Annotated in this window: 22 protein-coding genes; 11 read left to right on the top strand and 11 right to left on the bottom strand. The window is 28.0% G+C overall.

The window, feature by feature from the left end; genetic code table 11:
* Positions 1 to 531: 531 nt before the first annotated feature.
* The 4 genes from MSCUN_RS08405 to MSCUN_RS03870 all read right to left on the bottom strand — a co-directional run bounded on the left by MSCUN_RS08405 (position 532) and on the right by MSCUN_RS03870 (position 5,148).
* Positions 532 to 684, bottom strand: coding sequence for a DNA cytosine methyltransferase (locus MSCUN_RS08405; RefSeq protein ID WP_245837610.1), 153 nt, complete (start codon positions 682 to 684; stop codon positions 532 to 534).
* Positions 653 to 1,516, bottom strand: a complete 864-nt coding sequence (locus MSCUN_RS03860; protein WP_245837611.1) for a DNA cytosine methyltransferase — start codon at positions 1,514 to 1,516, stop codon at positions 653 to 655. The genes MSCUN_RS08405 and MSCUN_RS03860 overlap by 32 nt, the downstream gene beginning before the upstream one ends.
* A gap of 251 nt (positions 1,517 to 1,767) precedes the next feature.
* On the bottom strand, positions 1,768 to 2,793 hold the full coding sequence (locus MSCUN_RS03865) for a sugar phosphate nucleotidyltransferase (protein ID WP_095607898.1): 1,026 nt from the start codon (positions 2,791 to 2,793) through the stop codon (positions 1,768 to 1,770).
* Positions 2,794 to 3,351: 558 nt separating this feature from the next.
* Positions 3,352 to 5,148 carry a glycosyltransferase gene (locus MSCUN_RS03870; protein WP_095607899.1) on the bottom strand — a complete coding sequence of 599 codons (1,797 nt, stop codon included), beginning with the start codon at positions 5,146 to 5,148 and terminating at the stop codon, positions 3,352 to 3,354.
* A gap of 310 nt (positions 5,149 to 5,458) precedes the next feature.
* On the opposite strand from MSCUN_RS03870, the gene purE reads away from it, so the two are divergent.
* The 6 genes from purE (at position 5,459) to MSCUN_RS03900 (ending at position 11,839) form a co-directional block, all read left to right on the top strand.
* A complete protein-coding gene (gene purE, locus MSCUN_RS03875; RefSeq protein ID WP_245837612.1) occupies positions 5,459 to 6,463 on the top strand; it encodes a 5-(carboxyamino)imidazole ribonucleotide mutase in 1,005 nt (334 codons plus the stop codon).
* A gap of 30 nt (positions 6,464 to 6,493) precedes the next feature.
* Positions 6,494 to 7,774: a UbiD family decarboxylase gene (locus tag MSCUN_RS03880; protein ID WP_095607901.1), complete on the top strand. Its 1,281-nt coding sequence runs from the start codon at positions 6,494 to 6,496 to the stop codon at positions 7,772 to 7,774.
* Between the two features lie 43 nt (positions 7,775 to 7,817).
* Positions 7,818 to 8,423, top strand: coding sequence for an imidazole glycerol phosphate synthase subunit HisH (gene hisH / locus MSCUN_RS03885; RefSeq protein WP_095607902.1), 606 nt, complete (start codon positions 7,818 to 7,820; stop codon positions 8,421 to 8,423).
* A 220-nt stretch (positions 8,424 to 8,643) separates the two neighbouring features.
* Positions 8,644 to 9,999 (top strand): AIR synthase-related protein, encoded by a 1,356-nt coding sequence (locus MSCUN_RS03890; RefSeq protein ID WP_095607903.1) that lies wholly within the window; start codon positions 8,644 to 8,646, stop codon positions 9,997 to 9,999.
* On the top strand, positions 9,974 to 10,399 hold the full coding sequence (locus MSCUN_RS03895; RefSeq protein ID WP_143744840.1) for a hypothetical protein: 426 nt from the start codon (positions 9,974 to 9,976) through the stop codon (positions 10,397 to 10,399). The genes MSCUN_RS03890 and MSCUN_RS03895 overlap by 26 nt, the downstream gene beginning before the upstream one ends.
* 294 nt (positions 10,400 to 10,693) lie before the next feature.
* Positions 10,694 to 11,839, top strand: a complete 1,146-nt coding sequence (locus tag MSCUN_RS03900; protein ID WP_245837613.1) for a cation:proton antiporter — start codon at positions 10,694 to 10,696, stop codon at positions 11,837 to 11,839.
* Between the two features lie 60 nt (positions 11,840 to 11,899).
* Here the strand turns inward: MSCUN_RS03900 and MSCUN_RS03905 are convergent, their stop codons facing one another.
* Positions 11,900 to 12,556: a PHP domain-containing protein gene (locus MSCUN_RS03905; RefSeq protein ID WP_095607906.1), complete on the bottom strand. Its 657-nt coding sequence runs from the start codon at positions 12,554 to 12,556 to the stop codon at positions 11,900 to 11,902.
* 314 nt (positions 12,557 to 12,870) lie between these two features.
* Here MSCUN_RS03905 and MSCUN_RS03910 point away from each other — a divergent pair, with 314 nt between their 5' ends.
* The gene (locus MSCUN_RS03910) at positions 12,871 to 14,082 is read left to right on the top strand and encodes a bifunctional 5,6,7,8-tetrahydromethanopterin hydro-lyase/3-hexulose-6-phosphate synthase (RefSeq protein WP_095607907.1); all 1,212 of its coding nucleotides are present in this window, start codon (positions 12,871 to 12,873) and stop codon (positions 14,080 to 14,082) included.
* 232 nt (positions 14,083 to 14,314) lie between these two features.
* On the opposite strand, the gene MSCUN_RS03915 is transcribed toward MSCUN_RS03910, so the two are convergent.
* The gene (locus MSCUN_RS03915) at positions 14,315 to 14,887 is read right to left on the bottom strand and encodes a methylated-DNA--[protein]-cysteine S-methyltransferase (RefSeq protein ID WP_143744841.1); all 573 of its coding nucleotides are present in this window, start codon (positions 14,885 to 14,887) and stop codon (positions 14,315 to 14,317) included.
* A 239-nt stretch (positions 14,888 to 15,126) separates the two neighbouring features.
* Here MSCUN_RS03915 and MSCUN_RS03920 point away from each other — a divergent pair, with 239 nt between their 5' ends.
* Positions 15,127 to 15,375 carry a pro-sigmaK processing inhibitor BofA family protein gene (locus MSCUN_RS03920; RefSeq protein WP_095607909.1) on the top strand — a complete coding sequence of 83 codons (249 nt, stop codon included), beginning with the start codon at positions 15,127 to 15,129 and terminating at the stop codon, positions 15,373 to 15,375.
* Between the two features lie 33 nt (positions 15,376 to 15,408).
* On the opposite strand, the gene MSCUN_RS03925 is transcribed toward MSCUN_RS03920, so the two are convergent.
* The 3 genes from MSCUN_RS03925 to MSCUN_RS03935 all read right to left on the bottom strand — a co-directional run bounded on the left by MSCUN_RS03925 (position 15,409) and on the right by MSCUN_RS03935 (position 19,223).
* Entirely contained in the window at positions 15,409 to 16,893 is a 1,485-nt protein-coding gene (locus MSCUN_RS03925; RefSeq protein ID WP_095607910.1) for an NAD(P)H-hydrate dehydratase, read from the bottom strand.
* Positions 16,894 to 17,059: 166 nt separating this feature from the next.
* Positions 17,060 to 17,950 (bottom strand): formylmethanofuran--tetrahydromethanopterin N-formyltransferase, encoded by an 891-nt coding sequence (fhcD, locus tag MSCUN_RS03930; protein ID WP_095607911.1) that lies wholly within the window; start codon positions 17,948 to 17,950, stop codon positions 17,060 to 17,062.
* Positions 17,951 to 18,122: 172 nt separating this feature from the next.
* Positions 18,123 to 19,223, bottom strand: a complete 1,101-nt coding sequence (locus MSCUN_RS03935) for a UPF0104 family protein (RefSeq protein ID WP_095607912.1) — start codon at positions 19,221 to 19,223, stop codon at positions 18,123 to 18,125.
* Between the two features lie 301 nt (positions 19,224 to 19,524).
* Between MSCUN_RS03935 and MSCUN_RS03940 the strand changes: the two genes are divergently transcribed.
* Positions 19,525 to 20,385 carry a potassium channel family protein gene (locus MSCUN_RS03940; RefSeq protein WP_095607913.1) on the top strand — a complete coding sequence of 287 codons (861 nt, stop codon included), beginning with the start codon at positions 19,525 to 19,527 and terminating at the stop codon, positions 20,383 to 20,385.
* Positions 20,386 to 20,481: 96 nt separating this feature from the next.
* Here MSCUN_RS03940 and MSCUN_RS03945 read toward each other — a convergent pair whose 3' ends face one another.
* Both MSCUN_RS03945 and MSCUN_RS03950 read right to left on the bottom strand, forming a co-directional pair.
* The gene (locus MSCUN_RS03945; protein WP_095607914.1) at positions 20,482 to 21,114 is read right to left on the bottom strand and encodes an MBL fold metallo-hydrolase; all 633 of its coding nucleotides are present in this window, start codon (positions 21,112 to 21,114) and stop codon (positions 20,482 to 20,484) included.
* 26 nt (positions 21,115 to 21,140) lie between these two features.
* Entirely contained in the window at positions 21,141 to 21,773 is a 633-nt protein-coding gene (locus tag MSCUN_RS03950; protein ID WP_170104039.1) for a GNAT family N-acetyltransferase, read from the bottom strand.
* 143 nt (positions 21,774 to 21,916) lie between these two features.
* Between MSCUN_RS03950 and MSCUN_RS03955 the strand changes: the two genes are divergently transcribed.
* Positions 21,917 to 23,707, top strand: coding sequence for a DNA-directed DNA polymerase (locus MSCUN_RS03955; RefSeq protein WP_095607916.1), 1,791 nt, complete (start codon positions 21,917 to 21,919; stop codon positions 23,705 to 23,707).
* A gap of 77 nt (positions 23,708 to 23,784) precedes the next feature.
* Positions 23,785 to 24,171 carry a hypothetical protein gene (locus MSCUN_RS03960; protein ID WP_095607917.1) on the top strand — a complete coding sequence of 129 codons (387 nt, stop codon included), beginning with the start codon at positions 23,785 to 23,787 and terminating at the stop codon, positions 24,169 to 24,171.
* The last annotated feature ends 162 nt before the right edge of the window (positions 24,172 to 24,333 follow it).

A 24,333-nucleotide genomic window follows, 5' to 3' on the forward strand; every position in this document is an offset into this window, starting at 1 on the left:
AGATCACCATATTCCATAAATACATTTTAAGTACTTAATTTTTTAGAATTATATTAGCTTTATTTAAGTATGTATAATATCTGTAATCTATCATGATTATTGACCATCAAGTAGTTTTTTTATTAAATTTTACATACAACTCTATTTTAAATTCCACATAATAACATTTAAAAACATGTGCTATATGTGTGTATGTAAATTATAGGAGGTCTAAAAATACCAATTATAACAGTGTTATATTTATTAACAACAAACCAACATCATAAGTAATAATAAAAATTTAAACCAACTTCTAAAATCATACTACAACACCTATATAACTATTTTAAAGTATACTCTAACATCAATATTAGTATTATAAAATACCTGAAAAATCATTATATACAAACAAATATCCAACATATATAAAAGATATATTTAAATTAAAAATAAAAACAACAAAATAGAATATAAGCAACTACTAATATACTATAAAATCTAAATTAAAATGAAATAAAATAAAGATTACAAAAAAAGATATGAAAAAAATGGTTAAGAAGAGTTTAAATCACACATTATCTGTTGTGCAATTAATTCAGAAAACTTAACAGGAACAGCATTACCAATCATTTTATACCCATCATTAACATTATCATAAATAAACTTAAAATCATCAGGAAAAAGTCTGAATTCTAGCACATTCACGAACAGAGAGTCTTCTATAATTATCACCACTAAATTCCCACTTATCCTTTTCTATTTTAATCATTGGATCTGATCCAGGAAATATAGGAGCTTGTCTACCACTTGCCTGAATTGTAAAACTTGGCTGATCCCAATTTCTGATTCTATTTCGACTCATAAAAATACTTGAAAAATCACCAATAAAATATTCATTATTTAAAAATTCACCAGTATCATAATTAGACTTATTCTTAGATAATGCAGCTAAAGGTTCTGGAAGATCATAAATTGCATCATACAAACTACATGTATTTCTAGATTTTCTTAAATTATTAAAATCAAATACAATACCAAGATCCTTTCTATATCCTATAATTATAACTCTTTTTCTATCTTGAGGAACACCATAATCTGATGTATTAAGAAGAGAAAAACAAACATTATAACCACAATTTTCAAATTCACGAATAATTTTTTTAAAAGCATCATGATTTCGTCGACTTAGTATTCCTGGAACATTTTCAGCAACAAAAAAATATGGCTGTTTATCTTGAAGAATTCTAAGATAATCATAAAATAATTTCCCTCTTGGATCATCAATTCCCCTCATACAACCTGCAACTGACCAACTTTGACATGGTGGACCACCAATTATACCACGTATTTGGGATGGTATTTCATCAGAATTTATATCACAAATAGAACGTGTATCAAGAAATGTATCTTTATGATTATATCTATATGTATCCCAAATACTTTTATCATACTCATTTGCCCATATAATATTAAAACCCTGATTTTCAAATCCAAGATCTAAACCACCAGCTCCTGAAAACAACGATATAATATTCAAAAAGAATTCCCCCCTTATTATTAATTTAAAGTTATTTTAATTAAAATTGCATCAAGTTTTCCATTGTCATTTGGATTTTTTATTTTAACATCTTTAATTATTACTTCATTATGGATTTCCAACTCTTTTTTATCTGATTTTGGAAGTAAAAGATATTTATCTTTAAAAAAAAGTTTTAATTAAATTAGTTATTTGTTAAAAAAAAAGAAAAGAGAGGGGTAAATATTAGGAAAATTTAAAATATTATAATTTTATCGTTTTCCTGTTGGTGTTTCAGCATCATAGAAGTCTTTGATTCTTACTGTATCATCTAAATCAGGAGTTGATACTTCATGAAGTACTGTGTTTTCTAGTGCTACTATTGTGTGTGGTGTTTGTGGTTCAATTCTTACTGTATCTTTTGTGCTGAAGTATTCTTTTTTATCTTCAAATTCTATGTATCCACGTCCACTTACAATGTACATTGTTTCATCCTTATTTGGGTGGTAGTGGTAACTTGTTTGGTATCCTTCTTTGATGAAGAGTTCTTTTGTTAGATATTTTTCTGTGTTTATGAGTATTTTTTCATATCCCCATGGTTTATCTTCACGGTTTCTGTACTCATTTTGTACTTGTTGTAGTTCTTTGTTTGTATCTACTGCCATCCAGAATAGATCATTTTCACGGTAGTATCCGAGTTTTTTATCTTTTGCTAGTTCCGGAAATAGTGTTTTTTCAATATCTCCTGTTTGGTATGATCCAAAGTCTAGTTTTCCTTTAGAGAAGTATATTCCACCATTTATATAGTAGTCTAGTACTGGTTTTTCTTTAAATGATACTATTTTATCTCCACTGAGTTCTACTATTCCATATGGTGATACCATTCGTGTTATGAATATGCTGAAGTCATATGGTGATTTTTCTCCTTGTTCTACCATTTTTTTGATACTAAGATCTGCTACTACATCACCGTTTCTTATTACACATTGTGTGTTATCATCGATGTGTTCCATTCCGAGTCTTATTGCATTGAGTGTTCCTAGTGGTTGGTCTTCTTTTACATATTCTATTTCTACACCCATGTAGTTGTCTGAATATCTTTCCTCTATTTTTTCACCTAAGAATCCTGTGAGTAGTATTACTTTTTTTATTCCTGCACTTTTGAAGTCAAAGATTTGTTTATCTAGTATTGTGTAATCATCTTTTAGTTCTACGAGTGGTTTTGGTACTGTTTCTGTTACTGGTCTTAGTCTTTTTCCAAATCCACCACATAGTATCATTCCTATGGTTTCATTCATTTGTATCACCGTTGTAAGTTATTATTTTTTTTTAGAAAAAATTTTTTTTATTATTATATTCTCTCATATAGTTATTTTTTTTATTCCCTTAATTTTTTTAGAATTTCAGAAATTAATTTTTTTCTATTATATTTTAATTTATATTTCTTTATATTAATTTAATTTTATTGTTTTATTTTTTCAACTTTCTTATGTGATTTTAGTTTATTGTATGAATCATATTCTTTATCTCATATTATATTTAATTTTTTTAAATTTATTTTTATTAATTCATTAAATTATAAAGTTTTTACTAGTTTTTTAGGTTTTATCATCTTTTTTCATAATATGCTTTTAAATATTTCATTCTAGAAAAAGTATATAATAATGATGACATAACAAAAGAAAGGGATTTAATATCAGATTATAATAATTAGTAATTTTATTCTAAATTATAATAGTTATATTTTTATTTTCCTTTCATTTAATCTACTATCTTTAAATTTTAAACTTATTTTATATGAAAAAAAAGAGAAAAAAAAATAAATTTTTATTAAGTGAAAAAAATTAATAAAATTTTTAGTCACTTGTATCATTTATATGGATGTTAAGGAATTTAACATATGATTGATCATTTGCAAACTTCACATTTGAAGTTGAATTTGTAGATTCCATTGTTACATTAACTATGGTGTTATTATCATATGTCATGTTAAATACAGATCCATTTGTGGTTGTATTTATTTTCAGATTATCTTCTATTTGTCCATTTATATATATTGAATATGTAGCATTCTCTTCTATTGATGCTGTTGTTTTTCCAATTTCTGTATTATTAATATATACTGTTAATACCATTTCATCAGTTGAATCATCTGTTAGATATGTTCCAACACTCATATTTGTTGTGTTAAGATTAACATTAGTTGTATTGTTTATTGTTTCATTTGACATATCATTTATGTCAATATTATGAACAAGATATGCTCCATCAAATTCTGATTTTAAATCTGAATCACGTATTGTTGTATCAGGTTCTACATCTAGTGCTTCACGTGCATCTGATGGTATACGTATTAAGTCATTTTCTCGATTTACTGATTGTTCCAGCTGATATCTTTCATCATTTATATAAATATAATCTCCATAATTAGCTTGCAACGTATTAAGAGCCGACGTTGGAAGTCGTATTAGATTTTGTTCATTTTCAAGAGCATTAGATATAATATATGGTCCTCGTATATCTACACTCTGATTTGAATGACTTGATGTTGGAATTATCATATTTTTACTTATAGGTTCTATTGATATCTGATTTGATGATATACTAACAGATCCAAGAAGTGATGCTGATATAAATAGTAATATGATTATTGATATTATTATTGGAAAATGTGTTTTCATAAATACAACAATCATCTCACGTGATGAAAGATTACTCTGACGATATACACGTATTGACATTTTAATAATACGCACAATATAATATATTGATATTATCAGACCTATTACTATAATTGCAACAGATACTATTAAATTCATAAATTTTATGAAAAATATACCAAAAATTCCAAATGTAATAAGTGATAATCCCATAATCTCCATACGTATAGAATTACCAAGATCATCCACCATTGTAAGACGACCATAATTTATTGCACGATCAACAATTGTACGTACAACCTCATTAGCCATAAGATTAAGTTCTTTGAGTGTTGAATGATCATGTACAATTGATCCTATATCAACTTCTACAATCTTAAGACCCTGAGCTTCAGCATCTAGTATTATTCCTATATCAACACCATAATCATTTTCAAGATCAATTGTATCAATAAACTTCTTAGTTGTTGCAAACTGTCCACTTAAAGGTTGATCAAAACCTAGTTCTGGGAAGAAAAATTGAAGTAATGGTTTAGCTGTAAGTTCAGTTACACGCCCTGCTGCTCTTTTAAATTTAGTTTTTGTAATATCAGCATCACCATTAAGAATTGGATTAATTATTGCTTCTACCTGTTTTTTACTAATTTCACATAAATCAGCATCCAGGAAAAGAATTACATCATTATCAACCTTTTTAAGACCTGTATTCATAGCAGATCCTTTTCCCTTATTATGTTTATGATGAAGTAATAATACACCCGGGATATGTGAGACAATATCATATGTACTATCATCCGATCCATCATCAACTACAATTATCTGATTTATGCTACTAATAGATTTTACCACATTAATTACATGTTCTATTGATTTTTCCTCATTAAATGCTGGAATTATAACAGAAACATTATGATACTTCTTAGGTTTTCCTCCAAAACCTAGGAAAAATAACATGGTAAGTAATATTAGAACACATTCTGGTAAGAAATTCAATATCCAAAACTCCCTAATAAATAATCAATTTTCCACTCTATTTAAAAAAAAATATTTTTCATATTCCATTAATGAATTATATTATATAATTATTAACTTTAACTGGTTTTTATCTTAATATTTAAATATTATATTGATTATCATATAAAGTATTTATTTTTATTATAAAAAAATACAACCACATCATTGTTTTATAAAAAATAAAGTAAAAATAATATAAAAAACAATATTATATAATATACAAAACATATTTGATAAAAAAAAAATAATAATAATTTTTTGGGGGATTTTTAGTATTCAAACAAAAGTAATGATCATACTCGGAAGTGGATCAGATTATAAAATTGCACAAAAAGCTGTAAATGTATTAGAAGATATGAATATAAACTATGATTTACGTGTAGCATCAGCACACAGAACACATGATAGAATAAAAGATGTGGTACTTAATTGTAGTGATGAAGTAGAAGTATTCATAGCAATTGCTGGACTAGCAGCACACCTTCCTGGTGTAATAGCATCCTATACAACAAAACCAGTAATAGCAGTACCAGTAAATGGAAGTATGGAAGGAATAGATGCACTACTTGCAAGTACAGAAATGCAACTAGGAACACCAGTAGCAACAATGGGAATAGACCGTGGAGATAATGCAGCATGGCTAGCATGTCAGATAATTGCATGTAATGATAAAGATGTACAACAAGAACTAATAAATGTACGAAAAGGCTATGATGAAAAAATGCAAATAGCAGAAGATGATGTAATATCAAAAATAGCAGGAAAACACTACCAAAGAACAAAAAGAGTAGAACATCCACCAGAAGTAATTGATAAAAAACTAGAACTTGACAGTGACACTCGTGTATTAATACTATCTGGAAACTATTCAAACATGGAAATAGTACATAAAATAACACAAACACTCGACACACTCGATATAAAAAGCCAATATAAAGTAATATCAGCCACTAGAACACCTGGAAAACTTGAAAAATACATAAAAGATGTAAATAATCAAGTAGAATTATACATTGTAGTATCTAACCTATCAACAGTACTATCAGGTGCAATAGTATCACTCACAACCAAACCTGTAATAGGAGTACCATGTAGCAGTCACATTAAGGGAATAGACTCACTCCTATCAATGGTACAAATGCCACCAGGTGTTCCAACAGCAACAATGGGATTAAATGCAGGTGAAAATGCAGCATTATATGCAGCACGTATACTATCAATATATGATGAAAATATAAAAGAAGCATTAAACAAATTTACAAACTCCCTACATAGAAACAACTACTATGAATAAAGAAGTTTTATAATAAAAAGGAGATAAATTATGACACGCCTAATTGACCAAGTAGATACGGAAAATATAATAGAAATAGATGATGAAGTATCAACAGAATATGAAATAACCAAAATCCTAAAACAACACCCAACAGACACAGTAATATTTACAAACATAAAAAACTCAGATATGAACATAATATCAGGAATATGTAATACTAGAAATAAAATAGCAAAATCTGTAAATACAACAGTAGATGAACTAACACAAACCATAATAAATGCAACAAATAATCCAACACCAATTGAAACAGTAGTAAACTATGATGAAGTATACCCAAATAATGAACCTGCAGATCTAAGTAAAATACCAATACTCAAATACTACCCAGAAGATATGGGAAAATACATAACAGCAGGAGTAGTAATAGCAAAAGATCCTGAAACCAAGCAAACCAATGCATCAATACACCGAATGGTAGTAGATTCAAAAGATGAACTAGGAATAAGAATAGTACCAAGAAATCTATACACCTACTATAAAAAGGCAGAAGAATTAAATGAACCACTAGAAGTAGCAATAGCAATAGGACTTGATCCATCAGTACTACTTGCAAGTACAACAAGCATATCAATAAATGATAATGAACTTGAAGTTGCAAACACATTTAAAGAAGGTAATCTTAGACTTATTAACTGTGAAACTGTAGATATTCAAGCACCAGAATGTGAAATACTACTTGAAGGTAAAATAATGCCACAAGAAAGAAAACCTGAAGGACCATTTGTTGATTTAACTGATACATATGATAAGATACGTGATGAACCTGTAATTAAATTAACACGTATGCATTATAAAGATGATCCATATTATCATGCAATACTACCTGCTGGAAATGAACATAAACTACTTCAAGGTTTACCACAAGAACCAAGAATATATAATAGTGTTAAAAACACACTACCAACAGTACAAAACGTAGTACTAACAGAAGGAGGATGTTGTTGGCTTCATGCTGTAGTATCAATTAAAAAACAAACTGAAGGTGATGCTAAAAACGTACTTATGGCAGCATTATCAGCACATCCATCACTAAAACATTGTGTAATAGTAGATGATGATATTGACATATTTGATCCTAATGATGTAGAATATGCAATAGCAACACGTGTTAAAGCAGATGATGATGTAATTATAATACCAAAAGCACGAGGATCATCACTTGACCCAGTAGCAGAAATTGATGGAACAACAACCAAGATGGGAATTGATGCAACCAAATCATTTAAAAACTTAGAAGACTATGAACGTGTAAGTCGAACACTATAATATCATATAATAAGTGGTGATTATTATTAGTAAAAACATTGTAATGTTAGATTATGGAAGTGGAAATCTTAGAAGTATATATAATGGATTTAAAAAAATAGGTTCAGATGTAAGCATAACATCAGATAAAGATATGATACGTGATGCTGATGCACTAATACTACCAGGTGTAGGAGCATTTGGAGCTGTAATGGAAAATCTCATCAACTATAAAGATCTCATATATGATCATATTCATGATGATAAACCTCTACTTGGAATATGTCTTGGTTTACAAATGCTATTTACAGGAAGTGAAGAAACACCAGATGTTAAAGGACTTGACATATTTAAAGGAGAAGCAAAGAGATTTAAACTACCAGATGAATATAAAATACCACATATGGGATGGAATCAAATAACAGTAAATCAAACAGATAAGAACAATACAAGTCTACTTACTGATGCAGATAATAAGTATATGTACTTTGTACATTCATATTATATAGAACCTGAAGATCCAAGTATAATAACAGCTTATACAGATTATGGAATAAAAGTACCAGTAGCAATAGGAAAAAATAATATCCATGCTCTACAATTTCACCCAGAAAAAAGTGGAGAAGATGGATTAAATATTCTACGTAAATTTGTAAATACAATAGAATAAAAAAAAATACTTTAATTTCCCTCATTACTACTCCTTTTTTTTTATTATCTTTTTACTTTTTTTAAAATAAATAAAACTTTTTTTATCATATTAACAATAAAAATACTACATAATCTTAAAAAAAAGAATAATTTATCAAAAAAAATAATATAGACACTAAAAAAAAAAATTACTCTACCCCTTTTTTTTATCTAAAAAAAATATATGTGAGTTTATACTTATGGACATAGAAGAATTTATAAAAACAAGCTTAAAAAATGAAAAAAATGAAGATGAACTAATAGATAATCTAAAAGATATAATCATACACTACAAACAAATACCTGAAGATAAAGCAGAACTTCTAAGTAAAACAGTAGTAGATGAAATAATAACCACACAAAATCTAAATCATGAAAATATAGAACATCTTCTTACATATCCACATACCAACATTAAAATGGGTGAATTTGGAGTAGGATCTAGAGGTGAAGGAGACTTCTATGTGCATAGTAAAATAGCTGAAATAATCAAAAATACAAAAACCAATGCATTAGTAGATCCAATAGCACAAGATGATGGAGGAGTAATAAAAGTAGATGATACACATTATATTACAACAGCCATTGATGGAATACATTCACGTCTTGGTGATTATCCTTTCTTAGCAGGATTTCATACAGCACGAGCTACACTTCGTGATGTATGTGTAATGGGAGCAACACCAGTAGCATTAATAAGTGACATACACCTAGCTGATGATGGAGATATTGGAAAAATACTAGATTTTACAGCAGGAATATGTGCAGTATCAGAACTAACAAATGTACCACTAGTAGCAGGAAGTACACTAAGAATAGGTGGAGATATGGTACTAGGAGATAGACTAACAGGAGCTGTTGGAGCTGTAGGAATATCAGATCATAAACCAACAGCACGAAGTGAAGCATGCCTTGGTGATGTAATACTAATGACAGAAGGTTGTGGTGGAGGAACAATTACAACAACATCAATATATAATGATTATACAGATGTAATTGAACAAACCATGAATATACAATTCATAAAAGCAGCAGAACTACTAAATAACTACCCTAAATCTGATGTTATACATGCAATGACAGATATTACAAATGGTGGAATTAACGGAGATACAAATGAAATAAATAAAACCACACACCTTGGAATTAAATTATATAAACAAAAAATATTAGACCTTATAAATCCACACGTACTTGGAATGCTAGAAGATCTAGCAATAGATCCACTAGGAGTTTCAATTGATTCAGTTATGATTATTGCAGATAAAAATGAAGCAGATAATATCATGAAAATGTTAAGATCAGAAAACATAAAAGTTGATATTATTGGTGAAATCACAGATACAGGATATACTTGCATTGAAGATAAATATGGAAATAGTGAAATTCTAAAACCAAAATTCAGAGAATCAGCATACACGCCAATAAAAAAGATTATTGACCAACTAACAGATAATAACTTTGATGAATCAGCCCATATAATAGATGAAAAAACACGTGAAGCCATAGATAAAAAGAATTTTATAGTAGATGAAATACGAAAACGTTATGAATGAAAAAGGATACTTTCTAGTATATGATGCACTAATTGGAATAATAATATTAACAACACTAATAGGACTTGGATACTACATATTTGACAATGAACATGTAGTCTATGAAGTAGAAGATAAATATATAAAACCATCAGACATACTAGTTGAACTTAAAAATACAAACTATGAAGATGAAAACATTCTTAGTATATTATCATATAAAACAGATAACAACATAAATACAACAGATACAATATCAAAGATAAACAACACAATAAACACATATGCAGAGTATTATACATTTACAGATACAACTAGAAATAAAACACTACTTGATTATCCAAAAAAAAGATATAAAAATACTTATGCATCACACATAATAGTAGATAAACACATATATGAACTTAAAATTTATACATGAGAAAAAAAAATATCCATTTCTTTAATTGGAAAAATACTCATAGTTATAACCATGAAATTTTCAAATCCATATCCTCACCTCTCTTTTTTATAGTATTTTTGTAAAATTTCTTTATTTTCATTAAATCTTTAAAATTTTAACCTAAATAACCATATTTTTCTAGTTAATTATGTTTTATAGATTTTCTTATCTTACTGTATAAAGTTTTAATAATAATGTTTAATATAAATAATAATTAGATAACATTTATTTTAATGGGAGGTTTTATTTATTGTAGTTGCAGATTTTTTTCCATTGGTTCTTGCTGTTTTAATTCTTCTTTCAAGTTTTATTTCAGTTAAGTTGAGTTTTTCTGTTTCTGTTATTGAGATTGTTCTTGGTATTATTGCAGGAAATCTTGGACTTTTACAGCCTGAATCTTGGATGGTTTATATTGCTGGTATTGGCGGTATGCTTTTAACTTTCCTTGCAGGTACTGAAATTGATTTTGATATTGTTCGTCGTAATATTAAAACATGTCTTGGTATTGGTATTGGATCGTTTTTAATTTCATTTATATTTGTATTCTTATTTGCATACTATTCATTTAGATGGGGTTTTGTTGCATCTTTACTAACAGCTACTGCTTTATCTGAAACATCTATTGCTATTGTGTATTCTGTGATTCTTGATCATGGTTTATCAGGTAAGAATATGGGTACAATCCTTATGGGTTCTACTTTCATTATTAATGTTTGTACAGCGTTAACTTTGAGTGTTTTATTTATGAAACAAGATATTTACACACTCATATTCATTATTGCATCTGTTGTTATTTTAGCATTTGCTTATAAGTTTTCAGATGTTCTTTTTGAAAGTAAAACTTTTAGTATGCAACGTAATGAAATTGAAATTAAGTATGTGATTTTATTAATTATTTTACTTATGTTTTTTGCAACTCTTGGAGGAGGACAGGCATTACTTCCAGTATTTTTATTAGGAGCATTGCTTTCTAAACCATTTAGTGAAAATAATAAAAATAATATGATTGAAAGACTTCAGATTGTTGTATTTAGTGTAATTACTCCAATATTCTTTATTATTGGTGGAACTAAGGTATCAATTCCTATTATTCTTAGTGCTTTTAGTTTGTTTATTGCACTTTTTGCTGTACGTCAAGTTGCAAAATTTATTGGTGCATATCCTGTCATTAGACGTGCTCTTAGTAGGAATCAAATTTATATTACATTAATTCTTAGTACTGGTTTAACATTTGGTCTTGTAGCAGCATTATATGGTGAAACTAATAATCTTATCACAACAACAGAGTATAGTATTATTACAGGTGTATTAATTCTTAGTGCTATCATACCAACTATTATTGGTGATAGATTCTATGCACCATCAGAAGAAGATTTATATGATGATGAAAAAGAGTTAATTTCTGAAAATGAGGGATAAAAAAAAGTAAGATATAACTTATTTTTCCCTTAGACTATTTTTTTTAAATTTAAACTTATTTTATTCTATTTTTGGCTTTGTTCTTTGTCCTTTTTTTCGTATTACTTCACGTATTATTGCTTTCATTGGTGTTCTTATTCCATGTGCTGATGTTTTTCCTTTTTTTATATATTTAAGTATTTCTTCTACATCATAAGCTTCTGGTATTTGTGTATAACAACTTCCTATTCCTTCTATAAAGTGTGCATCACTTGATCCTATTGGTGGAATGTCATATTTTTCTGAAGTTTTCTTTGCTCTGTAATTTGAAACTCCTAAAATATAACGTGAATTTCGTGTTTCAATAGCATCAATATTAAGACCTGTTACCATAGATCCTACACCACTTCGATAAAAACAGTATGGGTGTGCTGCTATTGCTATAGCACCATTATCATGTATTTGGTCAATTGTCTCCTCAGGTGTCTGGAGTGGTTTTATGTATTCTGTAATTCCAAGTGCTACAATATGTCCTTCTGATGTACTTACCTCTTCTGCTGGTATTACAATTATTCCATCATGTTCTACATCTTTTATAGCTTCTATTGCTCCAATTTCATCATGATCTGATATTGCAATAGCTTTTAAGTTTTTTTCACGACTACATCTTATAATATCTTCTAGTGGCATTATTGAGTCTTTTGAGTATTTACTGTGAATATGTGTATCTATTTTCATTTTTCTCATCTTTCCTTAAAACTAATAGGGTGTTGTGGTAAATTAATTATTAAACATTCTTTTATTTATTATTTATTTTCATAAGGTTAATAATTTCTTTTTAATATTAAACATTAATTTAATAATTAATAAGATACTAATATAATATTATAATATCAACTTTTTTTTGGATATAGTAGAAAATCAAAGATATTATGATGTAATCTGCTATTATATGAATAAAAAAAGAGAAGATATAATAAATTTTTATAGAATAATTTAATTTAATAATAAAAAGAAAATTTTTTAGGAATTATTTTGGAGAATAAAATATTATGTATGAAATAGGAGAAGCATTAATCGGAGATGGACCAGAACTTGCACATATTGACTTACTTATTGGAGATAAAAAAGGACCTGTAGGTACAGCATTTGCAACAAATATGGCAAGCATGTCTGTAGGACACACACCATTACTTGCTGTAATTAGACCAAACCTTGCAACAAAACCAGCAACACTAATTATACCAAAAGTAACAGTACAAAACCTTGATGATGCAAGTAAAATCTTTGGTCCTGCACAAACAGCAGTAGGACGAGCAGTAGCAGATGCAGTAGAAGAAGAAATTATACCAAAAGATATTGTAGATGATATAGTACTTATGGTAAATGTATTCATTGACCCATCAGCAAAAGACTACCGTAAAATATACCAATACAACTATGGTGCAACAAAACTTGCAATAAAAAGAGCACTTGAAAACTATCCATCTGTTGATAAAGTATTAGCAGAAAAAGACCGTGGAACACACCCAATAATGGGATTCAAAGCTATGAAATTATGGAACCCACCTTACTTACAAGTAGCATTAGATCTTGATAATGAAGATAAAATGAGAAGTATTATCCAAGCACTTCCAAAACGTGAAAGAATACTTATAGAAGCAGGAACACCACTAGTTAAAAAATTCGGTGTAGAAATTATAAGTAAAATCCGTGAAGAAAGACCTGGAGCATTCATCATTGCTGATCTTAAAACACTCGATGTTGGTCGTGTAGAAGTTAAAATGGCAGCAGATGAAACAGCTGATGCAGTAGCAATATCAGGACTTGGAACAAACGAATCAATAGAAAAAGCAATACATGAATGTCAAAAACAAGGAATTTACTCAATCCTTGATATGATGAATGTATCAGACATACCAGCTAAACTTGAACAACTCAAACTTAAACCAAATATAGTATTATTACACAGAAATATTGATTCTGAAACAATGCGTGATAATGATAATGAACAACAATCCGAATGGGGTAATATTAAAGAAATTAAATCATTACTCGGTGAACGTGGACTTATCGCTGTTGCAGGTGGAGTAACTCCAGAAAAAGTAACAACAGCACTAGAAAATGGAGCAGATATCATCATTGCAGGACGTTACATTATCGGATCATCAGATGTAAGACGTGCAGCAGAAGACTTCCTCTACTACATGCCACAAGATTCAGATACAATGAGACTTGCTCTTGATGAAGATGAAAAAATATAAGACTTAAAAAAAAATATTTGTACTCAAACGATTTTTAAATAAGATAACTTATTTACTTCTCCTCCCTAAAATTTATTTTTAGAATAACTTTATTTTTTTAGTAATTATATGTTAAATTATGTATTATAATTAAGAACTTATTCTATTATAACTTATAACTTATGTAGATTTAACTTAAAAGTATCACAATTATAATAAATTCATGTTTAAAAAAAAAGATATTATGAGTGAATCATAAAACACTCATAGAAGGTCTTAAATTATCATAAGTTAACCGGTAGCGTTTTTTAACAACATCCTTATCAAACTGAACATTTTCACGTTCTAAAAGAAACTTCTTAACACTACCATCAGATGTACCATTATAACCACCAACATGCCAATCAGCACGAACAGTTCTATGACATGGAATTATAAGTGGAAATGGATTTGAAGCTAAAGCATTAGCAACAGGTCTTGCACTTTTATCTTTACCAATTAAATGAGCAAGCATCTTATAGGTTACCACATGTTGATATGGAATTTCAAGTTGTTTTTCAAGAACTTTTTGTTGAAAATCTGTTAAATCTGAAAAATCAAGCTCAACATCATTAAAGTTAACCTCAACACCCCTTACAACATCTTTAATTCCCTCAATAATACTCATAATATAATCTGATAAATTTTCCTCAAGGAGTACTCCTGAGAAATTATTTTTTGAGTAGTTATATTTACCACTTTCATCAGGAAGAATAACTTGTTTAATAACATCATTATCACCATCCCAGATAAGAGCGACTTCACCAATTTCGGTATTAAATACCACATATTTTAATGAACCCACAATTTACACATCCTATGTATTATAAAATAATAATCTACTTTTTTTTTAAGTCAAAATAAAAAATATATATTATATAATATCCAATCTATTAAAAAGAACATAAAAATATAACCTTAATTAATACATGAAAAATAAAAAATACTTTAAAATATAGGATGAAATAATAAAATAAATAAAATTAAGATTAAAAAAAATACAAAAAAAGGAGGTTTACCATTTAAATGTTTTATGAAATACTACAATTTTTAATAGCTCTTCTAGTTATTATTATTGCATTAAAAATTATCTTTAAATATGGTGGTACAATTCTTAAAATACTAGGATACTTGCTTGGTGGATGGATTTTATTATTTATTGCAAATCTAATACCTGGTATTTTTATTCCAATTAATCTACTTACAGTAGTAATTTCAGGATTTGGTGGAGTTCCGGGAGTACTACTGTTAATACTATTATCACTTATAGCTTAGATAAAAAAAAATAGAAGAAATATTTTTAGGTAATTATATACCTTCTATTTTTTTAATATTATTAAAAATATCATCAATACTATAGTAATCTCCATGTTCTTTTTGTGCTTTATCTGCTGCATATCCTATTATAAAGGCTGCTATTGATGCTGCATCAAATAATGAATCTGTTTTTGTAACAAGTGCACATGTTAAACCTGCTAGTATATCACCAGTTCCACCCATAGTCATACCTGCATTACCAGTATTATTTAATTTATAATCTTTTTGTGTTGTTATTATATCAACTACACCTTTAAGTAGTATTGTCAGGTTGTATTCATCTGAGAGTTTTTGTAGTAATTCTATTTTTTCATCCATCATATCAGGTAGTTTTTCATCTGTAAATGTCATAAATTCATGTACATGAGGTGTTATTATAACTTTCTTATTTCGTGTATTTTCAATATCTACAAGTTTTAGTGCATCAGCATCTATTACTACTGGTTTATCTACACTTTTTATAATATGATTAAATAATTTACCAGTTCTTACATCTACTCCTGATCCTGATCCTATAAGTATTGCATCAACTTTTTCAATTAGATCTGATATCATATCATAGCTTTCATCTGTAAGTGTATCACCTGGTGTACTTCGTACTATGAATTCTGGATTATATTGTTTGATGATTGGTGCTGATTTTTCAGGTACTACAATATAAACAAGATCTACATGTTGTGTTAGTGCTGCTGTTGCTGCAAATACTACAGCTCCAATGTAATCTTTATTTGATCCAATAATTAGTATGGATCCATTCTGATTTTTATGTGAATCTGGTTTTGGTTTATGTATTTTAAGAAGATCACCTAATCCTGTGTAGAGTTCTGATATTTTTGGTATTCCAATATCAAGTACTACTACATCTCCTGTGTATGTTTTTTGTGCTTTTATTAGTCCTGTTTTCTTTTTATGAAGTGTTAGTGTAGTTTGTGGTATTACCTGTTTATCTGGTGTACTTCCATCTGTTGGATTTAATCCTGTTGGTATATCTACTGATATTACTATTGCAGGTGAGTAGTTTATTGTATCTACTGCTTTTGATATTGGTTCTCTTAGTTTTGATCGTACACCTGTTCCAAGTATTGCATCAATTATTATATCACTATTATCTGGTTTTAGTTGTGTTGAATCACGTATTTTATATAATTTAAGGTTTCCATCTGCTTGTGCTATTTTTTCTATTGCAGCATAATTTAGTTGTGTATCTGGATGTTTGATATTTCTTGGATCAAATAGAATAAACAATCGTATTTTATATCCATAATTTAAAAGATGACGTGCTACTACAAGTCCATCTCCACCATTTCCTCCTGATCCTACATATATTGATATTTTTTTATGATTAGGATAGTTTTCTTTTATGTAGTTTGCAATTTGTGATCCTGCATTTTCCATTAAAACTAGTGTTGGTATACCATTGTATGCTGTGTTTTTATCTACCACACTCATTTGTATTGGTGTTAATACATTTTTCATTTATTATCCCCACTATATTTTTAGTTTTTTTTTAATATGATATTTATAAGATATAAAATGTGTATATAATAAGTTTTTTCTATTATTTTTTTAAATTAAAAATTAAAAAAAAAGGAAGGGGAGGTGATGAATTTTAGATTAAAAAAAAATAGTATTATGATTTTTTTTATTGTTTTATTAGGTTTATTTTATATTTACCTAGGTTTCCACCATAGTTTCCTGCTGATATTTTAACAACATCAGGCACTGTTTTTATTGCATCTATCGCTTTTTGTGTTGCTTCATTTATAATATCTTCATTTAGTGCATCAAATACTATTTCATATACTCCATTTACATCTTCTGGAAGTTGTGAATCATCTATTTCATCTTTTAGTGTTGGACAGAATTGTTCATTTGTTGTTGCATTCATGAATTTATATTTTTTTGATCCTACTTTTGATCCTGATGCTACTATTCCTCCAGGGAAAGGTGTTATTACTCCGGATATATTTGCTATTGCTTCAACTGCTGCTTGTGCTGCAAGTAGTGCTGTTTGTTGTGTTTTTGCCATGATAAATAGATTTCCTCCAGCAACAGCATTTGTTATTCCAAAGTTTTCTTCAATTATGAAGTCTCCTGACATTACAGGTATTTTATAGTAGGTTTTATCATTTTCATCATATGATGTTTGATATCCATCTGCAAAGAATGATAATTTAAATCCTAGATTTGTTTGTTTATCAGATTCTTCAATTAAGTTGTATACTGCTGTTGTTGGTGCTGTTAGAACACATTGTCCTATACGTTCAAGGAGTTGTTCTTCTAGATCTTCTGTTTTGTTTTGACAGATTATTATTGAATAACCTGGTCTATTATCTGGTGTTTTTTCTGGTGGTATGTATTGATCAATTCCAGCTTCTGCTCCACAACCTATGAATGATGTTGCAAATCCTGTTGCTTCTGTAGCTGCTATGTGTGCTAGTTGTTTTGTTGTTGCTGTTATAAGAAGATGAGCTGCTTTTGTTTTAAATGCTTCAGCATATGTGTCATCTATTATTATTTCTTTATTTTCCATTGTATTACCTCATATTCAAGTTTTTTTTATAAAAAAAATTAAATTTATTATCTGAAAGTTCTAATTAATTATAAATTTACAAATTAAAAAGTAAGGTGATGATTTGTTATTTTTTTTTAAAAATAATTATTAAAAAAAGGAGGTGATATTATTGTATAAATATTTTCTTTTATTAGTTTGATTTGTTATCTTCTAGTTTCTTTGTTTCTTCATCATCTAGTTGTTCTTCATAGAGTTCTTCTTCTGTTTGTTCAGATTCAGATATTGATACTTCATCAAGTACTCCTGTACCAAAGTATGGTAATGTTGCAAGTCCCATGAAAGATACAAGCCAGTATGATATAAGACGTTCAATAAGTGTTGCTGCTGTACTTATAAATGATGGAATTCCAGCTATAGAATAAACAAGAATCATTATACCATCAATTGCACCTACTCCTCCTGGAAGAGTTGGTATCATTCCAACTAGTGTTGATATTAAAAATACTGATGCAATTAATCCTAAAGATACATCTGTTCCAAAAGCTAGAAATACTACATATACACGTACAACTTCAAGAAGCCATGCTCCACATGATATTAAAACAGCAAGGAAAAATACTCTTTTATTTGCCATTAAATATCTTAAACTATCTTGAAATCCTGATACTTGTTCAAGTGTTGTTTTTTCATAATTATCCAAGTCACGTTTTGTTATTTTACGTACCTGTCTAAATACCCACTTAATTGATCTTACAGCAAAGCTTTCATTTATACAAATATAAATAATGAAACCAAGCAGTAGAACAAATAGAATTAAAACACCAATAAGTGTAGCTGTAACTGTAAAGCTTAGTCTTATTGTAAATATCAAGTATATCATTGCAATAATTGCTAGTGCTGCAAATGGGAATGTGTCAAATAATTTATCTCCCATTACTGTTGCAAATGTTTTTTTAAATGGTGTACCTGAATATTTACTTAGAAGATATGCACGTACTGGTTCACCACCTGCACGACCACTAGGTGTTAAGTTATTAATTGCAAGTCCTAGTAATTCCATTGCAAATAAAGGTATTTTCTTATACTTTATATCAAGACTTGATGCAACAACTCCCCAACATGCTGTAAGTAAAATTAATACAACAATCTGAATTATTATTGCAACTAGAACATAGAAAGGATCTGCTGTTTCTAATGCTTTAAGTATTTCACCAGGTCCTACAAAGTATATCATTATAGCAAGAATTACAATTCCTAGTGATAATAAAGCAAATACTCGTTTATAATTCATAAATTTTATTTCCTTTTTATAATAAAAAAAATAATCCCCATAATTCTTTCTTATTTTATTGAAAAAATCTAAAAATTGAGATTACTTTCTATTATTCTATATAAATAATAATATTCCCCACATACTATTAAATAAGAGGATTATTATTTAATACTATATATTATATATAATTTCTATATTAAAAGTTAATATTCATAATAATATTATATATGATAAAAAAATAAACAATATAAAATGTAGAAAGAATTTACATAATTGATTACAAATTAATAAGAAAAAACTTAAAGGAAACCTGGGAATAATGAAAGAAACATACATGGATCATGAAGATGAGGATCTTCTAGATAAATATCAAAACTTCAATGAAGAAGAAAACAAGGTATTTACTCCAGCAAATAATAAAAATTCATTTGATTTAAAACATGAAAGACTACATACACAAAATGAAAGAATCTTTGATGATGAACCAAAAAATATAATAATTGTCGGAGGAGGACATGTAGGAAATGGACTTATCATCAGACTACGTAAACGAAGCAATTATAATATTACAATAGTAGATGATAATGAAAAAAGACTTGAGAAAATAAAAGATGTCTTTAAAGATGTACGAATTGTAAAAGGAAATGCAACTAACCGTAAAATACTTGAAAAAGCAGGAATACAAACAGCAGATATAATAGTAGTTGCAACAAGTACAGATGAAATAAATCTACTAATAGGAATTATTGCTCAAGAATATGGAGTAACAAAAGTAATATCAAGAACAGAAAATCCATCACACATTAAAATGTTTAAAAGACTTGGACTAAGTGAAGTAGTAAGTCCAGAACTTACAACATGTATAAGTATATTAAAACTTATAACAAGTACAAATAACATTGTAGAACTTCCATCAACAGGAAAAGAATCATATGAAATTGTAGAAATACCAGTATCATCTAAGAAAATTATTGGAAAAAAAATTGGTGATATAAGTCCTGATAAAAACTTTATAATAATGCAATGTTTCAAAAAAAGTACTGATCAAGAATTAATAGCTCAAAATGATATTATTCTAGAAGAAGGTGATGTAATAACATTACTTGTTAAAAAAAGCTACTTTAAAAAGATTAAAAAAATATTTTGTAAAACACGTAGATTCATTGATTCAATTATGTAAAAAAAAAGAATAATTTATATAAAAAGAAGAATTTAATAACTTCTTTTTTTTCTTATCATCATTCCTTCGATTTTTTTATTAAATACTAATTTTTTTTTATAGACTTGATGCTAACATTAATGCAAGCTTAAGCTGATCTGAAACTGCAGTTATTGCATAAGGTCCATGACCAGGAAATAGATTTGATACATCAAGTTTTGATAGTTTTTCTATTGAATCTTTCATATCTTCAAGATTTCCAGTTGGAAGATCAGTACGTCCAAAGTTTCCACCTGAAAAGATTGTATCTCCACTTATAAGATTTTCACCATCAAAAAGACATATTCCACCACGAGTATGACCAGGTGTATGAATTACTTCAAAATCACCTATTTTATCACCTTCATTTAATGGTTTAATGTCAAGATCAGGTACTTGCATTCCAAATGAAGAAGCAACAAGTGCATCATCATCTTTATCTTCTACTGTTTTTATATCTAGAGGATGCATATATATTTCATAGCCATAGGTATCTTGTAAGTATTTATCTGCTCCCATATGATCAAAGTGGTTATGTGTATTTACAATTTTATTTATATCATCCATTGACATACCACTTTTTTGTATTTCATCTATTACATATTCTAGTGTTTCTCCACTTCCAGGGTCAATTAGTATATCATCTATTATATATACATTTGAATCACGATTTTTTCCTGGTATAATTTTTATATTTCCTACACTATCCATTTAAATAACCTCATATTAAGTTTTTTTTAGTTTATTTGTCCATCTTTAAGATTTTGTAGATCAAATTTAAGACCATAACATCCATATGTTTTACCAAGTAAGCGGTGATAATTTTTACTATCACGTTTAAATCCTAGTTTTTTATAAAAGTCAAGAAGATATGGTTTATCATATTCAACATCAAGTAAAACAGCATTACAATTTGATTGACTTGCAATTTGTTTTGACTTCTCAACAAGTTTTGTTCCAAGACTTTCTCCACGATACATTGGATCAACATATAAATTACCAATATAATAATCTTTAGATCTTATCTTAGATGCAAATATTTCACTTAGCACAGCATTTTGAACTATTCGTGGTAGATTTGTACATGTTGTATCTCGCATTGCCTTAAATGTTTCACGTAATGATATTTCAGATCCTTTAAATCCTACACATACACCTTTTATAGGAGAATCTTCATCATAAATCACTGTTATAAACTTTCTATGATATGGATTAATATAACTACTGTTAATTAAACGTGTAATTCCTGTTGTTGCTCTGATTCTATCATTATCAAACAATAAGTCAAATAAGAAATGATCAGTACTATATATCCATGATGCTACCATATCAATATCATCATTTTCATTTAATTTTCTAAAGTGTAACATTTTCATCAGATTCTCTAATAAATATTTTTTTTATTATTTTAATATAAATTGAATTTTTTTTTCTTTTAGTTATTATTCATATATTTATAATAGTATTTTAATATAAACTTTTAATATTTAATCTTGATAAATATAGACCTATTATGCAAAAAAAGAGTATTGTTGTTAATGACATTGATTATATTACAGAAAATGAAAAACCCGTAATAAGACTATTTGGACAAGATGCAGAAACTCACACACCTATTATTGCAATAGATAAAACATTTAAGCCATACATGTACATACTACCATATGATTATGAAGCATGTATTATTAGTCTAAAAGAAATGGGAATAGAAAATATTGAACTTGAAGAAAAAATAGATATTGGAATAAAACGTGAATTTATAAAAATAATACTAAAACATCCGCAAGATGTACCAAAGATACGTGATACAATTAAAAATCTACCATCAGTAAAACAAATTCGTGAATATGACATTCCATTTTATCGTAGATATCTGATTGATAAACAAATTAAACCTACAAATATCATAGAAATAACAGGTGAAATTATAGATGTAGATGAAAATGAAGATGTAAATTCTAATATCACACTATTTCAGATGACACAAGATCCAATAGATACACATAAAGCTCCAAAAAGTATGAAAATACTAAGTTTTGATATTGAAGTATATAACAAAGAAGGTATGCCAACACCAGAACATGATCCAATAATTATGATGAGTATGACATCAAATGAAGGACGTGACATTGTATTATCAACTAAAAAATCAGAACTTAGTTATGTAGAAACATGTAAAACAGAAGAAGATATGCTTTATCGTTTTGCTGAAATTATACACAAAGAAAATCCTGACATACTAGTTGGGTATAATTCAGATAACTTTGATTTACCATACATTAAAAAACGTTGTGATAAACTTAAAATAAAACTAGAACTTGGAATGGATAATAGTTCTATTAAATTCATAAATCGTGGAATAAATACAGCAGCACAAATAAAAGGATATACACATGTTGATTTATATCCACTAGTACGTCAAACTATGAATCTTGATCATTATACACTTGAACGAGTATATGAGGAATTATTTGGTGAAGAAAAAGTTGATGTTGAAGGTGAGAAAATATTTGAATACTGGGATTCTGATGATGAACGACTAGTAGAATTATTTGAATATTCAAAAGATGATGCTCACACAACTGTAATGATAGCAGATAAAATTACACCACTACCTGTAGCACAAACACGTCTTGTAGGACAACCACTTTTTGATATATCACGTATGACAACAGGACAAATGGTTGAATGGTATTTGATAGACTGTGCATATGAACAAAATAATATAATACCAAATAAGCCAACTTCCACAGAATATACAGAAAGACGAGCAGATAAAAGTATAACTGGAGGATATGTAAAAGAACCAGAAAAAGGATTATTTGAACATATTGCATATCTAGATTTTAAAAGTTTGTATCCATCAATTATAATATCTAAAAATATATCACCAGATACAATAGTAGATGATACATCAAAATATGATGAGAATGACTATTATACATGTCCTGAAAATGGGTATAAATTCTTAAAACAACCATTTGGATTCATACCATCAATTATGGGAAATATACTTGATGAAAGACAAAAAATAAAACAAAAAATGAAAATAACAACAATACCAGAAGATAAAAAAGCCTATGACTATGAACAACAAGGACTTAAAAGACTTGCCAACTCAATGTTTGGAGCTTATGGATATACACGTTTCCGTTGGTATAAAAAAGAATGTGCAGCAGCAATAACAGCATGGGGACGAGAATACATTCAAGATGCAATGGCAAAATCTGAAGAATATGGTTTTAAACCAATATATGCAGATACAGATGGATTCTATGCAACTTATGTAGAAGACCTAGAATAAAAATTATATAAAGAAATATTAATACTAAAAAACAAAAATATAATTATACTAAAAAAAATATTAAGGTAATAAATTATATGAAAGTAAGTCCTTTAAAAGCAATTATAATACTAATTGTACTAGCAGGAGTTGTATATGGAACCTACACAGCAACAATGCAACAATTACCAGATCTATCTGGTGATATTGTAGGAAATACAACATCTATTGCAAATGTTACAAATCAAACAATAGGAACAATATATCTTGATGATCATAAAAATGAAACATCAAATATTTCGGTTATAATTACAAAAAAGACAAAATTATACAAGGAAAATAAGGACAACCAGCGAAGCAAAGCCTATATGAAAGATTTAACAACAGGATCAAGGGTAGATGTATATACAATAGGTGAATATTCAAATACAATACCACCACAAATAACAGCAGATGAAATAATTATTAAACCGAAAAATAAGTAAATAAATACAATAGTTATTTATTTTAACCATCCATCATTTTTTTACTTTTTTTTAAAAATAAAAATATAAACATTTCTTTTTAGAATTTAAACGATTTTACTTAAGATTAAAAAAATATTTTTTAAAGTTTGAATCTTATAAAAGTATAAATAGAAGTTTTTA

This window comes from Methanosphaera cuniculi (assembly GCF_003149675.1).
GTDB classification, from domain to species: Archaea; Methanobacteriota; Methanobacteria; order Methanobacteriales; family Methanobacteriaceae; genus Methanosphaera; species Methanosphaera cuniculi.